Source organism: Streptomyces spiroverticillatus (assembly GCA_014650415.1).
Taxonomy (GTDB): domain Bacteria; phylum Actinomycetota; class Actinomycetes; order Streptomycetales; family Streptomycetaceae; genus Streptomyces; species Streptomyces spiroverticillatus.
Map to the genome: position 1 here is coordinate 235310 of BMUX01000013.1, position 14825 is coordinate 250134.

A 14825-nucleotide genomic window follows, 5' to 3' on the forward strand; every position below is an offset into this window, starting at 1 on the left:
TGATCACGCGGTAGTTCCGGTCGTCGTGCCGCCGGGCGGACCCCCGTCCGGCGGCACACCCAGCTCCCAGTCCAGCCCGTACCGCTGGAACAGCTCCGCACGCAGCCGCCCCAGCGGCATCGGCGCACCGGGCAGCAGCAGGGCGAACACCGTGCCCATCAACAGCGCCCGCAGCAACGGGTACTCCGTGTCCGGATCGACCGTCCCGTAGCGGATCATCGCGCCCCGCAGCACCTCCGCCAGCTGCTGCTGCTCGGGGCACTGCACGAAGCCCTCGGCCTGGAGGATGCCCGCCATGTGCGTGCGCATCAGCACCGGGTGCTCCAGCGCCAGCGCCAGTACGGCGTCCACCGCGCGCGCCAGGACCTCCCGCCCGTCCTGCGGCTCCGGTTCGCGTTCGACGGCGGCGCGGATGGTGAGGTGCATCAGCCGGTGCACCGCGGACTGGAGCAGCTGCCGCTTGCCGGGGAAGTAGTACGACACCAGGCCGCGCGCCGATCCGGCCCGGTCGGCGATGTCACCGAGGGTGGTGGCCTCGTACCCGCGCTCGCCCACCAGCTCCACCGTCGCCCGCAGAATCCGCTCGCGGGAACGCCTGCGCAATTCCTCGTTGACCGATGCGCTGCGCGGGGACATCCTGTAACTCCTGCGTTGACTGGCTCCGAGCCAATATACTCATCGCGGTTCGTGCGCACCCCTCGCCGGGTGGGCACGGCACTGCTGCCCGCCTCGGGCGACGCGGGGGATCGTCCGAGGCGGGCAGCGCCATGTCCGGGGGCTGCTTCAGCGCTCCAGCAGATCCAGTACGGGCCGCAGGCCGTCCGGACGCCCGGCGACCGGCAGATGGTCCACGAAGTGCACCGTGCAGCCCAGGGCGGCCGCCCCGCCGTCCGCGTGCCGGCTGTCGCCCACCATGAGCGTGTCCGCCGGCTCCTGTCCCAGCGCCTCGCACGCCACCCGGAACAGCCGGGGGTCGGGCTTCTGGACCCCGTACTCGTACGAGAGCACATACGCGTCCACGAACCGGTCCAGACCGTGGGCCCGGAACACCGGGCGCAGGTCCCAGCCGATGTTGCTCACCACCGCCACCGGAATCCCGCGCGCCCGCAGCGCGCCCAGCACCTCGGCGGTGTCGGGGTACGGCTGCCAGGCCCCCGGCAGCATGTGGCGGGCGTACAAGGCGTCGTGGAGGGCGTCGTCGGGCAGCTCCACCTGCCGGGACAGACCGGTGTACGCGGCACGGTGCAGCTCCGCGCTCTCGTCCCGGGTCTCCCACAGGGCGGCGAGCGCGGGCGGGACGGACTCGGGGTCGCGGCCGCCGGGCAACGCACCCGCCCGCTCCAGCAGGTCCGCGTACCGGCGCAGGTCCTCCTCGGAGTACGGGGCGGCCGCACCGCTCAGCACCGCGTCCACCCAGGAGCGGGTCGACTCGATGCGCAGGAGAGTGCCGGAGAAGTCGAAGAGCACGGCTTTGATCGTCATGCCGGGGATCATCCCCGGCGCGCTTCCCGGTACGCGTACGAACTGATCGCGGCCAGAACGACCACCACCCCGAGCACCCAGCCGCCGAGCACGTCGGAGAACCAGTGCACCCCCAGGTAGAGGCGGGTGAATCCGACGCCCAGCACCGACACCAACGCGAGCACCAGCAGTGTCGCCAGAGCCGCCCGCGAGGCCGTGAACCGGGTCAGCAGCCACAGCAGCAGACCGAAAGTGACCGTCGCTGTCATCGCATGACCGGAAGGGAACGCAGCGTACTGAGCGGAATCGACCGGATCGGGCCACTGCGGACGCTCGCGACCGACAGCGGCCTTGAGCACCTGCTGCACCAGCGCGCCCACCGCACTGGTGACCGCGATCCCCAGCGCGAGCGTGCGCTCCCCGCGCACCAGGAGCCAGCAGAAGACCACCGCGACCACCGCCCGCATCGCCCACGGGTCCCACACCCAGTCGGACAGCACCCGCATGGCCCGGGTCGTCGCGGGATCGTCGACCGCCCAGCGGTGCAGACCGTCCGCGACGGTGGTGTCCAGGGAGACCAACGGCCCCCACGAGACGGCCACCAGGACGAGCAGCACGACGAACACGGCGGTCAGCAGAGCGCCCGCGAGGAGTACCGGAGAACGGGAGGGCGGAGCGGAGACGGGGGAGGACATGGGGTGATCCTTGCCGACCCGCGCCCGATCACGCCCCACCAGCACGCCGATTCTCGCGCCCGATGCCGATCCCGCACCGCCCGCCGCCTCCCCGGCGGAACCTCTACCCCAACGCCCGCAGCCCCGGTACGAACGCCACCACCAGCGGCACCACCGGCACCAGCGCCGACGTCGCCGTCAGCCGCAGCCGCTGCGCCGGGGTCAGCCGGGGCACCGGGGCCAGCAGCCGGTTCACCCGCTGCGGAAGCGCCGCGTCCGGCGCCGAGGCGGGGCCGAACACACCCCGGTCCTCGTTGAGTTCCACCAGCGCCAGCGCGGTGGTCAGGCGGCCGAAGCGGCGCGACGCCATGTCGTCGGCGGCCAGCTCCACCAGCCGGTGCATCTCGTCGCGGAAGGCCGCGAACACCGGAACCTGCGGGAAGCCGGTCGCCAGCGCCGAGGAGCAGTGCAGCAGCCAGTCGTGCCGGGCCCGGGCGTGCCCCTGCTCGTGCGCCACCACCGCGTCCAGCTGACGGCCCTCCAGGCGCCGCAGGGCGGCCGTGGTGATGACCAGCCGCGGCCGGGCGCCGGGCAGCCACCGCACGTCGGGACGCTCGCCCTCCAGGACGACCAGCCGCCCGCCGGGCTCCTCACCGGGCAGCGCCGGGGCGCGGACCAGCAGCTCCGCCCGGTGCTGCCTGCGCCGCACCCGCGCCCGGTGGATCTCGCGGACCAGCATCGCGCCGGTCCACACGCCGCAGCCCGCCAGCACCACCGCGAGGACCGCCGACCACGGACCGTACGCAGCCAGCGCGTACGCCTCGACCACCCCGCGCGGTGCGGATGCGAAAACGTGCCCGCGCACCGAGTGCCAGGCCGCAGCCGCGCTGAACGTCATCGCGAGCGCGAAGCACAGCAGCACCGCACCCACCACGCACTGCCACATCCACAGCGCGACCACGGGTTCCCTGTCCCGCCATTCGGCGCCCGCGAGCAGGCGCGGGGCCAGCACGGCGGTCAGCAGGCCGAGCAGCAGCAGCGACAGGGAGACCATCATGGGGCTCAGCCTATGAGGGCGGCACTACCCCCGGGTACGGGCGAGGTGAGCAAGTGACGTACGACTCATCCCCGGGAGACCGTCCCCGGGTGACTCGTCCCAGGGCGACCGTCCCCGGGCGCTCGCCGGGCGCGGCCCGTACGGCGGCACCGCGCACCCCTCACAGCGTCAGCAGCATCGTCAGCATGCCCAGCGCCATCGACAACCGGCAGGCCAGCGCCAGTTCCGGCCGCGCCCCCCAGGACACCGTCCCGCCCGACGTCGCCACCACCGGCACCGGGATCAGCCGCGCCCCCACCCGCAGCACGTACACCGCGTAGTACGCCAGCAGCACCCCGGTCAGCAGCGGCACCCCGCCCGCCTGCGCCCCGTGCGCCCCGTGCCCGCCGGCGCCGGGAGCGGCCATGGCCACCGCCATGTAGACCATCGCGACGGAACCGACCAGATGGTGCAGGTGGTGCGAACCCAACAGGCCGCCCCGCACCCCGCCGCGCACCCACCACAGCGCCCGCAGCGCCGCCGCCCCGAACACCACGACGTACACCGCACCGCTCCACTGCGGCGGCGCGAAGACGGCGGCGGGCACCGCCATCACGGCCATCCCGAGGCCCATCAGCGCCTCGCCGCGGGCCACCGGGCGCTCCTGTCTGGGCCCGCTGCGCATCCGCAGCAGGCAGTACGCACTCGTCACCCCGCAGAGCGCCACCAGCAGCCAGCCCGACATCGCCGGTCCGTGCACGGCGTACCTCCCCGCTCGGGTCCACCACGACATGTCGACAGGTCGAGGAGTCGATGCCCGCAACGGCCGGTGCGCACGCACGCGCAACGGCACACAGGGGGAGCGCGCGGGCGCGTTAGGGTCGGACGGATCCGCCGCCGTACTGAAGGAACAGGGGCTCACCCACCATGGACACCACTTCGCGCCCGGCCCCCGGGGAACTCGTCTTCCGCGACTCCGTCGAGAGCGACGCGGACGCGCTCGTCGCGCTCATCGAGTCCGCGTACCGCGGCGACAGCAGCCGTACCGGCTGGACCACGGAGGCCGACCTCCTCGAAGGGCAGCGCACCGACCCCGCGGGTGTCCTCGCCGTCATCACCGCCCCCGGCAGCCGGCTGCTCGCGGTGGAGCGCGACGGCGAACTGGTCGCCTGCTGCCAGCTCGAACACCGGGGAGAGGCCGCCTACTTCGGGATGTTCGCGGTCCGCCCCGGCCACCAGGGCGGCGGCCTCGGCAAGATCATCATCGCGGAGGCGGAGCGCTTGGTGCGCGAGACCTGGGGCGCCACCGAGATGCACATGACCGTGATCAACGTACGGACCGACCTGATCGCCTGGTACGAGCGCCGCGGCTACCGCCGTACGGGAAAGATGACGCCCTTCCCGTACGGCGACGAGCGCTTCGGCATCCCGCAGCGCGCCGACCTCGCCTTCGAGCTCCTGGTCAAGGACCTCTGAGCGACCGGGGAGCCGGACCGGCCGTCACGCCATGAAGCGGCCGGTCCTGCGGATCTCGGGGAAGTCCGTGGTCACCCCGTCCAGCTCCAGCGCATGGGCGAGGCGCAGCTCCTCCGGGGTGTTCACCACCCAGCCGACCACCCGCAGCTTCTGCGCATGCGCCCGGCGCACGGTCTCCAGGGTGAGCCGTTGCAGATCGAGCACCACGGCCGAGGCCCCGGCCGCCACCGCACGGTCCACCACCTCGGGCCCGTAGAACTCGGCGACCAGCGCCGTGCGCACCCCGGGCACCAGCGCCGAGACCTGCGTCAGCGCCTCGTCGTGGAACGACAGCACCTCGACGCGCCGCACCAGGTCGCGCCGGTTCAAGACCTCGGCGAGCGCCCGCGCGACGGCCACGTCCTTGATCTCCGCCTGGATCGGCGCGGTGACGGCGTCCAGCACCTCTTCGAAGAGGGGCACGCGTTCGCCGTTTCCCGCGTCCAGGGTGCGCAGTTCGGCGAGCGACATGGCGGAGATCGGGCCGTGGCCGTCCGTGGTGCGGTCGACGTCGGCGTCGTGCATGACGACGAGTGCGCCGTCCTTGCTCAGGTGCAGGTCGAGTTCGATGACGTCCATGCCCGCGTGCTGGGCGTGCAGGAAGGAGCTGAGGGTGTTCTCCGGCTCGACACCCATGACTCCGCGATGACCGATGGTGAGGAAAGACAAGGCGATCTCGCTTCCGTCGACGGCGGCACACAGCTCCCGGCACGCACCACACAACCGGCGGCACGCGACGCAGAGCCCACAGCGAGATTAGCGGCCCGCCTCCGCAACGGAACCCGCCTGGCGCGAGGAACTGGAGTCTTCCGCAGGGGCGTTCGCGATGCCCAGCAGGATGCCGGTGACGACGGCGGCGAGAAGGATGGCGCGCATGCTCATGGGGACGGCTCCAGTTACAGGGAGGGGGAGTGACCTACGTGCGCGACCGGCACGGAGCGTGCGGCCGGCGACGAGGACAGGGTGCGTCCGTCCTACCCCGGTGTGTGGCCCGGTCCGCGCTCGGTCACCCGTCCGTGGGCGCGCCGTACGGGAGTTGACTCTCCGCCTCCGGTGGCGGCAGCCGGTCCAGGTCCGCCAGCATGGCGTGCGCCAGCTCCAGTTCCGCGAGGTGCTGGCGCTCCGCCCAGCGCAGCGCCACCTGCGGATGCGCCCAATCCGTCACGCCCTGTGCGCGCTCCAGCGCCTGTCGTACGTCGTCCAACGCGGCCTGTGTGCGCACCACATGGGCCGCCACCCGCTCCGCCAGGCGCACCGGATCCGCGAGGTGGCCCAGCCAGACGCGCAGCACCAGCGGATGCTTCAGCACCGGCGGCCCCGCGTCCTCCTCTCCGTCCGCCCACGCGGTGAGCGCCCTGCGTCCGGCGCCGGTGATGGCGTAACACCGTTTGGTGCGCGGCTCCTCCGGCCCTGAGCGCGTGGAGGTGACGTAACCCAGCGTCTCCAGCCGGCGCAGCTCCGCGTAGATCTGGCTGAGCGCCGGCGACCAGTAGAAGAAGCGCAGCGAGGAGTCCGCCCACTTCTTCAGCTCGTAGCCGGTGCGCTCACCGGGGAAGGACAGCAGGCCGAGCACCGCCCAGGCGGTGGGCGGGAGTTGGGGGAGGGCGTCATGTCGTGCGTCTTGCTTCTTCGGGACCTGACGACTAGTCATATGACGAATTGAAGTAAGGACCGAGCACGGAAGACAACCCCCTGGAGGGGCCGTGAAATTCTCCGTCATCTTCGAGGCGCAGCTCACCGATCCCACCCCCCGAGCGCGAGCACCAGGTCATCCGCGACAGCGTCGAACAGGCCGTCCTCGCCGAACGGATGGGCTTCGACCGGATCTGGGCCGTCGAGCACCACTCCCTCAAGTGGTACGCGCACATGAGCGCCCCGGAGATCTTCCTCACCTGGGTCGCCGCGAAGACCTCGACCATCCGCATCGGGCACGGCGTCGTCTGCATGCCGTTCGCCTTCAACCACCCCGCGCGGGTCGCCGAACGCGCCGCCATGCTGGACCTGCTCTCCGGCGGCCGCCTCGACCTCGGCGCCGGGCGCGGCGGCACCAAACAGGAGACCTCCCTGTGCGGCGTCGACCCGGACCGTACGACCCAGGAGGTCGAGGAGGCGCTGCGGATCATCGGCAAGGCGTGGCAGAGCGACGAGCTGGAGTACCACGGCGAACTGATCGACATCGACCCGCACCCGATCCTGCCCCGCCCGCAGCAGCTGCCGCACCCGCCGCTCTTCCTCGCGTGCAGCCGCACCGAAACCCTCACCCGGGCCGCCGAACTCGGCGTCGGCGCACTGGTGATGGGATTCGCCGGACCCGAGTCGATCGCCGAAATGCGCACCGCGTACGACACCGCGCGCGCCGCCCGCACCGACGCCCGCTTCGTCTCCGCCGTCGTCAACGACCACTTCTCCGTGCTCTGCCCGACGATCGTCCTGGACGACGGCGAACAGGCGCGGCGCATCGGGGTGCGCGGACAGCGCTTCTTCGCACAGTCCATCGGCCACTGGTACGGCGGCGCGGGCGTCCCCGACGAAGCCGTCGTGGAGGGCGCCGACGAGGCCGCCGACATGCGCCGTGCGGCCGAACAGGTCGTCGCCCGCCTGCACGAGCAGCAGATCCCGGTGCGCCCCACCGCCACCGCCACCTTCCACGCCGACCACGCCTACGGCACCGCCGACGACGCCATCGCGTACGTGGAACGACTCAGGGACGCGGGCGCCGACGAGATCATGTGCCTGATCCAGATGGGCACGGTGCCCCAGGAAGCGTGCCTGGAGACCCTGCGGCAGTGGGGCGAGAAGGTCATCCCGCACTTCCGCACGGCGTGAGGGGGACACGATGACGCACGCCGGGCACGACCGGCTCGACCCCGTGGCCCGCCCCCTCGTGGACCGTATGAGCGCGTGCTTCCCCGACCTCGGACGGACCGTCACCAGCGCGGTGCAGGCCCGCCGCGTCCTCGCCGCCCAGCCCCCGGGGCCGGGCGGGCCGCCCGTGGGGTCGGTCGAGGACCGTACGATCCCCGGACCGGCAGGGGCGCCGGACATCCCGGTGCGCGTCTACCTGCCGGACAGGCCCGCCCCGTACCCCACCGTCGTGTACTTCCACGGCGGCGGCTTCGCGCTGTGCGGGCTCGACTCGCACGACGCCACTGTGCGGCAGCTGTGCGCCGGCTCCGGTGCGGCCTTCGTGTCGGTGGACTACCGGCTGGCACCGGAAGCACCGTTCCCGGCGGCGGTGGACGACGCGTACACCGCACTGGTGTGGGTTGCCGAGCACATCAAAGAGGTGGGAGGCGACCCGGGTGCGCTGGTCGTCGCGGGCGACAGCGCCGGCGGCTGCCTCGCCGCCGTGTGCGCGCAGAGCGCCCGTGCGTGCGGCGGTCCGGCACTGGCGCTCCAGGTGCTGTTGTATCCGGTGCTGGACGCAGCGCAGGACACCGTGTCCTATCGGCGCAACGCCGGCGGCTACTTCCACACCGCCGCGCACATGCGGTGGTACTGGGAGCAGTACCTCGGGCGCGAGGCGCGCGCCCTTGCGCGTGATCCGCGCGTCTCTCCGCTGCGCGCCGCCGACCTGCGCGGGCTGCCGCCCGCGTACGTCCTCACCGCCGGCTGCGACCCGCTGTGCGACGAGGGGGAGGCGTACGTCGTCGCATTGCGGGCAGCAGGAGTGACGGTCGAACGGGCGCACTTCCCGGCGATGTTCCATGGCTTCCTCGGATTCACCGGGCTGCTCGCCGATTCCCGGGCCGCGATGGCCGGTGTGACGGGAGCCATCGCCGCCACAGGCGCGTGCGACAGGAAGAATTCCGGTGATCTAGGGGGTCGCGCAGGATAATTTCTCCTGTCTCCTCTTGTGCGGGAGAACCACGCGTGGATACGGTTTCTTGACGCGAGGTTCTCCCGTGGAGGAAGTGACATGACGCAAATTCTGGTGCAGGACATTGCTGGTGGGGGCATAGCCGAGGCCTCGCGAGCGATCGACCACCCGGCCTGGGGGGTGCTCAAGGCGGCGGTGGAGGAGATCCGCCCCTGGCAGAGCGCCGACGGCTCCATCGACCTGGACGCCGAGGGCGCCCCGGCGCGCACGGCCGTCGACGCCGTCCTGGAGCGGGTGATCGCAGGGGTCGAGGAGCTCTCCCCGCTCCTCGAGCACGACGCCGCCTACCACCGCGCCCTGGTCACCGACCTGCGCGCCTGGGCCGACTCCGCGTACGACGTCCCGGACTTCCTGGACTCGCTGCTGGCCTTCCACCCCGCCCAGTCGCGCGCCGACGGCCTCCAGCACCTCGTCGTCTTCCCGATGTACACCCAGAACGGCAACCCCGACCGCAACCTCGAAGCCGTCGTGCTGCGCATGGTGTGGCCCGACTGGCTGGCCGAACTGGAGCGCACGCGCTACGACAACCCGCTGTACTGCGGCATCACCTTCGAGGACTTCACCTCGGGCTACGACACCAACTCCGCGGTGCTCTTCCCCGAGACCATCGCCGTGCGCCAGGCGCCGGAACGATTCACCTGGGGCGGCATCTTCTGCGACCGCGAGGCCGCCCGCTTCCGGGCCGTCACCGACGCCGCCGTCGACATCCTCGGTCTCGACCTGCCCGACGACATCCGCGCGATGGTCGCCGACCAGGACCGCTGCCAGGAGGCCTTCGTGCTGTGGGACATGGTCCACGACCGCACCCACAGCCACGGCGACCTGCCCTTCGACCCCTTCATGATCAAGCAGCGCCAGCCGTTCTGGATGTATGGCCTGGAAGAGCTGCGCTGCGACCTCACCGCCTTCAAGGAGGCCGTGAAGCTGGAGGCCGACGGCGTCCCGCAGGGCCGCGACGTGCAGTACGCGGTGCTCTTCGACCGCATGTTCCGCTTCCCCGTCACCGGCGAGCGGGTCCGCAACTACGACGGACTCGGCGGCCAGCTCCTCTTCGCGTACCTGCACAAGCACGACGTGGTGCGCTGGACCGACAACACCCTCAAGATCGACTGGGAGCGGGCCCCGCAGGTCACCAACCAGCTCTGCGCCGAGATCGAGGACCTGTACCGCGCCGGCATCGACCGCCCGAAGCTGGTGCACTGGTTCGCCGCGTACGACCTGGTCTCCACGTACCTCGCACCGCACCCGGGATCGCGCTGGGCCAAGGGTCCCGACGCCCTGGACCTGTCGCTGCCGCCGCGGAAACTGGTGGACGACGTGCTTCCGGACGAGTTTCCGCTGAGCATGTTCTATGAGGCGCTTTCCAAGAAGCTCAAGTCCGTGATCGCCTCGACCAAGGGCATCACCGCGGCGGGCGCCGAGCGGGTGGCCGCGTGAGCCCCCGCGCCCAGGAGGCGACCGACATGACCGCACAGAACGCACCCGAGGGCCCCCTGGACGGAGCCGTCATCGCCGTCGCCGGGGCCGCCGGACCGGCGGGCCGCGCCACCCTGCTGCGGCTCGCCGAGGCGGGCGCCACCGTCGTCGGCGCGGACGCCGACGTGGCCCGCCTCGCCGAGGCCGTGGACGCCGCGCGGTACGCACACGGCGGCGCCACCGTCATCGGCGAGACCGTCGACCTCCTCGACCTCGACGCCACCCGGGCCTGGGCGGAGAAGACCGAGAAGGAGTTCGGCCGGATCGACGGCATGGTCCACCTCGTCGGTGGCTGGCGCGGCTCCGCCACCTTCGCGGAGACCGACCTCGCCGACTGGGACCTCCTGGAGAAGCTGCTGATCCGTACCGTCCAGCACACCTCCCTCGCCTTCCAGCCGGGCCTGCAGCGCAGCGACAACGGCCGCTACCTGCTGATCAGTGCCGCCGGCGCCTCCAAGCCGACCGCCGGGAACGCCGCGTACGCCGCCTCCAAGGCCGCCGCCGAGGCGTGGACGCTCGCGCTCGGCGACGCCTTCCGCAAGGCGGGGGGCGAGGACGGGCCGCGCACGGCCGCTGCCATCCTGGTGATCAAGGCACTGGTGCACGACGCGATGCGCGCCGAGCGCCCGAATGCGAAGTTCGCGGGCTTCACGGACGTCACGGAACTGGCCGACGCCATCGCCGGAGTCTGGGACAAGCCCGCCTCGGAAGTGAATGGACAGCGCCTGTGGCTGACCCCCAAGCCGTGACGGATCCGGTGACCGGAGCGGTGACGACCACGACCACCGTGACGACGACCACGACGGTCACCACTCCGGTGAACCCGCCGAAGACCGATGCGCGCCGCCATCACGACCCGTCCGTGCGGGGGTTCGCCAGTGACAACTACGCGGGCGCCCACCCCGAGGTGCTGGCCGCCCTCGCGCTCGCCAACGGCGGCCACCAGGTCGCCTACGGCGAGGACGACTACACCGCCCACCTCCAGCAGGTGATCCGCTCCCACTTCGGGCCGTCCGCCGAAGCCTTCCCGGTCTTCAACGGCACCGGCGCGAACGTGGTCGCCCTCCAGGCGCTCACCGACCGCTGGGGTGCGGTGATCGCCGCCGAGAGCGCCCACATCAACGTGGACGAGGGCGGCGCGCCCGAGCGCATGGGCGGCCTCAAGCTGCTCACCGTGCCCACCCCGGACGGCAAGCTCACCCCCGAGCTGATCGACCGGCAGGCCTGGGGCTTCGACGACGAGCACCGGGCCATGCCGCAGGTCGTCTCGATCACCCAGAACACCGAGCTGGGCACCGTCTACACGGTCGACGAGATACGCGCGATCTGCGACCACGCCCACCAGCACGGCATGAAGGTCCACCTCGACGGGGCCCGCATCGCCAACGCGGCCGCCTCCCTGGACGTGCCGATGCGTGCCTTTACGAATGCCGTGGGCGTCGACATCCTGTCGTACGGCGGCACCAAGAACGGCATGCTCTTCGGCGAGGCCGTCGTCGTCCTCAACCCGGACGCGGTGCGGCCCATGGCGATGAAGCGGCTGCGCAAGTCGTCCATGCAGCTCGCCTCGAAGATGCGCTTCGTGTCGGTGCAGCTGGAGGCGCTGCTCGCCCGCGACCTGTGGCTGCGCAACGCCCGCCACTCCAATGCGATGGCCCAGCGGCTGGCCGCCGGAGTGCGGGCCGTCGACGGCGTCGAGATCCTCTACGAGGTGCAGGCGAACGCGGTGTTCGCGCGGCTGCCGCACGAGGTGAGCGAGCGGCTTCAGAAGCGGTTCCGCTTCTATTTCTGGGACGAGGCGGCGGGGGATGTGCGGTGGATGTGTGCGTATGACACCACGGCGGACGATGTGGACGCGTTCGTCCAGGCGCTGAAGGAGGAGATGGGGCGCTAGGCGGTGCCCTGGTCCTCTGCGGGACGGGGCGGGGCCCGAGCCTGGGGCTCGGCTTCCCCCTTCCCTCAGCCCCCTTGGGCAGCGGGGCCGCCCCCCCCCCGGGGGCGGGACGGGCGGGCAAGGGGGCGGCCCGCCCGATCCGGGCCCGCCCCGGCACCGGCCCCTGCCCGCACCTGGGGTGTCAGGTGCGCGCAGCCCCGGGGCCCTCAGGGCGCCTCCCGGTGCCGGGCAAGTTCAGCTCCGGCCCGCCGGGCCAAGAGGTCCCCAGCCCCGCCCCTTCACCTAAACCCGCGGGGCAATGGGACCGGTTCCGTGCGGGTGAGTGGGTGGCTGGGCGCGCAGTTCCCCGCGCCCCTGAAGGGGCACGGCCTCAAGCGGCCCGCACGGGCAGGGCGCGCCCGCGCGGTGCAGCCGCACATTGAAACAGCCCGCGCCCCTGAAGGGGCGCCCCCGTCAGCCCGTCGCCTCGCGCAGCTGCGCCGGCGTCGGCGCCGTCCCGCCGAGGTGGGCCGGGATCCACCAGGTGTCCTTCTCGTCCTTCGGGCGCACCGGGTAGGCCCGCTGCGCGGCTTCGAGGAGCTCCTGGACGCGCTCGCGCAGCCGCCGGGTGACCGCACCCGCGTACTCGCCCGCCGCCGTCTCCACGGGCTTGCCCACGCGGATCGTGATCGGGATGTGGTTGCGGCCGAAGTTGCGCGGCTTGCCCTTGGTCCAGATGCGCTGGGTGCCCCAGACCGCCATCGGGATCAGGGGCACGCCCGCCTCCTGGGCGAGCCGGGCCGCACCCGACTTGAAGCTCTTGAGGGTGAAGGACTCGGAGATCGTCGCCTCCGGGAACACGCCGATGATCTCGCCCGAGCGCAGCGACTCCAGCGCGTGCTTGTACGCGTTCTCGCCCTGCTTGCGGTCCACCGGGATGTGCTTCATGCCGCGCATCAGCGGCCCCGACACCTTGTGCCGGAACACCGACTCCTTCGCCATGAAGCGCACCAGGCGCTTCTGCGGCAGGGCGGCGAAGCCGTTGAAGATGAAATCGAGGTAACTGATGTGGTTGCTGACCAGCACGGCCCCGCCGGAGCGGGGGATGTTCTCAGAACCCTGAGTGTCGATCTTGAGGTCGAGCGCCTTGAAGAGCGTGCGCGCGGCGCCGATGACCGGCCGATAGACGAGTTCTGCCATGACGGGGACCCTTCTCTGACCGGGGAGGGCTCTCCCGGTGTGAAAGTTACGCTGCCGTAGGTTTTCGGCGTTGGGCAGATCGTGCCCCATGTGCGGCCGAGTAGCCAGTCCCCGGGTACCCAGAACGCGAGATTCTCGTCACGTCACACGATGTCCGTCCATGCCCTGACCTGCTGCGGGCTCATGACAAGTGTCGTACGACCGCGGGAATCGCCGCACCGCGCCGCACGCTGCACACTGTGACAAGCAGTGCGTAAGGGGAGGGTGAAATATGCCGGAACAGCCGGAACAGACAGGCGCGCGACGGCTGGGTGCGGCCGAACTCGGCGTCGAACCGGGGGAGCGGGCCACCCTCGTCCAGTTCTCCAGCGCCTTCTGCCAGCCCTGCCGGGCCACCCGGCGCACCCTCGAAGAGGTCGCCGCGATGGTCGAGGGGGTCGCCCACGTGGAGATCGACGCGGAGGACAACCTCGCGCTCGTACGGGAACTGGACATCCGGCAGACACCCACCGTGCTCGTCCTGGACGCCGAGGGACACATCGTGCGCCGGGCGACGGGACAGCCGCGCCGGGTCGACGTCATCGCGGCACTCGGGCGGGCAGTCGCGTGAGCCGCACCGGGGCGGGCGGTCGCGTGAGCCGCACCGAGGCGGGCGGTCGCGTGAGTCGCACCGTGTGGTGCGAAGTGATCAATCTCCTACCGGCTCGCTCCCGGTGCGCACTTGACGGTGCGTACCCGGAATCGTCAGTCTGACGTCATGCCGCCGGAACTCCTTCTCTACGGGCGGGCCCATGTGGACCTGGCCCGCAACGCGAGCGCGCGCTGTCCGGGTGCCTGAGCAGCCACGGACCCGACACACGCGCATCCCGTTCCCGCAGAAGGACAACTCCATGACGCTCCAGCCCACCCTTGCCGTTCCCCAGCAGGCCTCCCCCGAGCTGCTCCGCTCGGTCTTCCGGCAGCACGCGGCGGGGGTCGCCGTCATCACCGCGGCCGGCCGCGACGGCCGCCCCGTGGGATTCACCGCCACCTCCCTCAACTCCGTCGCCGCCGAGCCCCCGTTGGTCTCCTTCGGCATCGGTACGGGGTCCTCCAGCTGGCCCGTGGTCGCCGACGCCGAGTGCATCGGCGTCCACATACTCGGCGACCACCAGGAGACCCTCGCCGCGACCTTCGCCCGCAGCGGCGCCGACCGCTTCGGCGAGCCCACCCGCTGGCACCCGGGACCCGAGGGCGTTCCCGTACTGGACGGCGTCCTGGCGTGGCTGGTGTGCCGCGTGGTGGCGCGGGTACCCGCGGGGGACCACCGCATCGTGCTCGCCCAGGCCGTCGCGGGGGACCCGACCGGCGAGGGGCGACCGCTCCTCTACCACCAGGGACGCTTCAACGCGCTGCGCGACTGAGACGCTTCTAATAAAGAGGCGCCCGAATGCATCGCTTTTGTCGGCGATTGCACAGCGTTGGCAAGGTCACAGTTGCCTGCGCTTGCTTGTGGGGAACCCTCTGGGTGTACTGACGAGTAATATTCCGGTCGGAGCGCAACCCGCCCCGACCGGAAACCGCCCCTTCAGGCGCCTATGCTGCCTGCAACGAGGCAGCCGACAAATAGACGATGCAGTAGGAGACCCGGCGTGAGCTTGAGGATCGTTGTCTGTGTGAAGTACGTGCCCGACGCCACTGGCGACCGGCACTTCGCCGATGACCTGACGG

The 14825-nt window shown here is 71.6% G+C and carries 16 protein-coding genes and 1 pseudogene; 8 read left to right on the forward strand and 9 right to left on the reverse strand.

Features of this window, described 5'->3' with window-relative positions; genetic code table 11:
* Positions 1-3: 3 nt before the first annotated feature.
* From IE269_RS30220 to IE269_RS30240, 5 genes are all read right to left on the reverse strand, one after another.
* Positions 4-636, reverse strand: a complete 633-nt coding sequence (locus tag IE269_RS30220; protein ID WP_189826373.1) for a TetR/AcrR family transcriptional regulator — start codon at positions 634-636, stop codon at positions 4-6.
* A 147-nt stretch (positions 637-783) separates the two neighbouring features.
* The gene (locus IE269_RS30225) at positions 784-1476 is read right to left on the reverse strand and encodes an HAD family hydrolase (RefSeq protein ID WP_189826415.1); all 693 of its coding nucleotides are present in this window, start codon (positions 1474-1476) and stop codon (positions 784-786) included.
* Between the two features lie 14 nt (positions 1477-1490).
* Complete coding sequence (locus tag IE269_RS30230; protein WP_189826374.1) at positions 1491-2156, reverse strand: phosphatase PAP2 family protein; 666 nt, start codon at positions 2154-2156, stop codon at positions 1491-1493.
* A 103-nt stretch (positions 2157-2259) separates the two neighbouring features.
* On the reverse strand, positions 2260-3192 hold the full coding sequence (locus tag IE269_RS30235; protein WP_189826375.1) for a M56 family metallopeptidase: 933 nt from the start codon (positions 3190-3192) through the stop codon (positions 2260-2262).
* 160 nt (positions 3193-3352) lie between these two features.
* Complete coding sequence (locus IE269_RS30240) at positions 3353-3931, reverse strand: DUF5134 domain-containing protein (protein ID WP_189826376.1); 579 nt, start codon at positions 3929-3931, stop codon at positions 3353-3355.
* Positions 3932-4098: 167 nt separating this feature from the next.
* Between IE269_RS30240 and IE269_RS30245 the strand changes: the two genes are divergently transcribed.
* Positions 4099-4647: a GNAT family N-acetyltransferase gene (locus tag IE269_RS30245; RefSeq protein ID WP_189826377.1), complete on the forward strand. Its 549-nt coding sequence runs from the start codon at positions 4099-4101 to the stop codon at positions 4645-4647.
* A 24-nt stretch (positions 4648-4671) separates the two neighbouring features.
* On the opposite strand, the gene IE269_RS30250 is transcribed toward IE269_RS30245, so the two are convergent.
* The 3 genes from IE269_RS30250 to IE269_RS30255 form a co-directional block, all read right to left on the reverse strand.
* Positions 4672-5355 carry a glycerophosphodiester phosphodiesterase gene (locus IE269_RS30250; protein WP_189826378.1) on the reverse strand — a complete coding sequence of 228 codons (684 nt, stop codon included), beginning with the start codon at positions 5353-5355 and terminating at the stop codon, positions 4672-4674.
* 87 nt (positions 5356-5442) lie between these two features.
* Positions 5443-5568: a hypothetical protein gene (locus IE269_RS43360; RefSeq protein ID WP_268253633.1), complete on the reverse strand. Its 126-nt coding sequence runs from the start codon at positions 5566-5568 to the stop codon at positions 5443-5445.
* 124 nt (positions 5569-5692) lie between these two features.
* Complete coding sequence (locus IE269_RS30255) at positions 5693-6337, reverse strand: PadR family transcriptional regulator (protein WP_189826379.1); 645 nt, start codon at positions 6335-6337, stop codon at positions 5693-5695.
* Between the two features lie 52 nt (positions 6338-6389).
* On the opposite strand from IE269_RS30255, the pseudogene IE269_RS30260 reads away from it, so the two are divergent.
* The 5 genes and pseudogenes from IE269_RS30260 (at position 6390) to IE269_RS30280 (ending at position 11936) form a co-directional block, all read left to right on the forward strand.
* Positions 6390-7512: pseudogene (locus IE269_RS30260) on the forward strand (LLM class flavin-dependent oxidoreductase).
* 10 nt (positions 7513-7522) lie between these two features.
* Positions 7523-8524, forward strand: a complete 1002-nt coding sequence (locus IE269_RS30265) for an alpha/beta hydrolase (RefSeq protein WP_229898368.1) — start codon at positions 7523-7525, stop codon at positions 8522-8524.
* Positions 8525-8605: 81 nt separating this feature from the next.
* Positions 8606-10003 (forward strand): DUF6421 family protein, encoded by a 1398-nt coding sequence (locus IE269_RS30270; protein ID WP_189826380.1) that lies wholly within the window; start codon positions 8606-8608, stop codon positions 10001-10003.
* A gap of 26 nt (positions 10004-10029) precedes the next feature.
* The gene (locus tag IE269_RS30275; protein ID WP_189826381.1) at positions 10030-10791 is read left to right on the forward strand and encodes an SDR family NAD(P)-dependent oxidoreductase; all 762 of its coding nucleotides are present in this window, start codon (positions 10030-10032) and stop codon (positions 10789-10791) included.
* Positions 10792-10859: 68 nt separating this feature from the next.
* Positions 10860-11936, forward strand: coding sequence for a threonine aldolase family protein (locus IE269_RS30280; protein ID WP_189826417.1), 1077 nt, complete (start codon positions 10860-10862; stop codon positions 11934-11936).
* A 453-nt stretch (positions 11937-12389) separates the two neighbouring features.
* Here IE269_RS30280 and IE269_RS30285 read toward each other — a convergent pair whose 3' ends face one another.
* Positions 12390-13115, reverse strand: coding sequence for a lysophospholipid acyltransferase family protein (locus IE269_RS30285; protein ID WP_189826382.1), 726 nt, complete (start codon positions 13113-13115; stop codon positions 12390-12392).
* A 271-nt stretch (positions 13116-13386) separates the two neighbouring features.
* On the opposite strand from IE269_RS30285, the gene IE269_RS30290 reads away from it, so the two are divergent.
* Positions 13387-13725 carry a TlpA family protein disulfide reductase gene (locus tag IE269_RS30290; protein ID WP_189826383.1) on the forward strand — a complete coding sequence of 113 codons (339 nt, stop codon included), beginning with the start codon at positions 13387-13389 and terminating at the stop codon, positions 13723-13725.
* 280 nt (positions 13726-14005) lie between these two features.
* Complete coding sequence (locus IE269_RS30295) at positions 14006-14518, forward strand: flavin reductase family protein (RefSeq protein WP_189826384.1); 513 nt, start codon at positions 14006-14008, stop codon at positions 14516-14518.
* The last annotated feature ends 307 nt before the right edge of the window (positions 14519-14825 follow it).

What these genes read in the sequence shown, in the direction of transcription:
- IE269_RS30220 (WP_189826373.1), bottom strand. Translation starts at nt 636, where the DNA reads ATGTCCCCGCGCAGCGCATCGGTCAACGAGGAATTGCGCAGGCGTTCC.
- IE269_RS30230 (WP_189826374.1), bottom strand. Translation starts at nt 2,156, where the DNA reads ATGTCCTCCCCCGTCTCCGCTCCGCCCTCCCGTTCTCCGGTACTCCTC.
- IE269_RS30235 (WP_189826375.1), bottom strand. Translation starts at nt 3,192, where the DNA reads ATGATGGTCTCCCTGTCGCTGCTGCTGCTCGGCCTGCTGACCGCCGTG.
- IE269_RS30245 (WP_189826377.1), top strand. Translation starts at nt 4,099, where the DNA reads ATGGACACCACTTCGCGCCCGGCCCCCGGGGAACTCGTCTTCCGCGAC.
- IE269_RS43360 (WP_268253633.1), bottom strand. Translation starts at nt 5,568, where the DNA reads ATGAGCATGCGCGCCATCCTTCTCGCCGCCGTCGTCACCGGCATCCTG.
- IE269_RS30255 (WP_189826379.1), bottom strand. Translation starts at nt 6,337, where the DNA reads ATGACTAGTCGTCAGGTCCCGAAGAAGCAAGACGCACGACATGACGCC.
- IE269_RS30265 (WP_229898368.1), top strand. Translation starts at nt 7,523, where the DNA reads ATGACGCACGCCGGGCACGACCGGCTCGACCCCGTGGCCCGCCCCCTC.
- IE269_RS30270 (WP_189826380.1), top strand. Translation starts at nt 8,606, where the DNA reads ATGACGCAAATTCTGGTGCAGGACATTGCTGGTGGGGGCATAGCCGAG.
- IE269_RS30275 (WP_189826381.1), top strand. Translation starts at nt 10,030, where the DNA reads ATGACCGCACAGAACGCACCCGAGGGCCCCCTGGACGGAGCCGTCATC.
- IE269_RS30285 (WP_189826382.1), bottom strand. Translation starts at nt 13,115, where the DNA reads ATGGCAGAACTCGTCTATCGGCCGGTCATCGGCGCCGCGCGCACGCTC.
- IE269_RS30290 (WP_189826383.1), top strand. Translation starts at nt 13,387, where the DNA reads ATGCCGGAACAGCCGGAACAGACAGGCGCGCGACGGCTGGGTGCGGCC.
- IE269_RS30295 (WP_189826384.1), top strand. Translation starts at nt 14,006, where the DNA reads ATGACGCTCCAGCCCACCCTTGCCGTTCCCCAGCAGGCCTCCCCCGAG.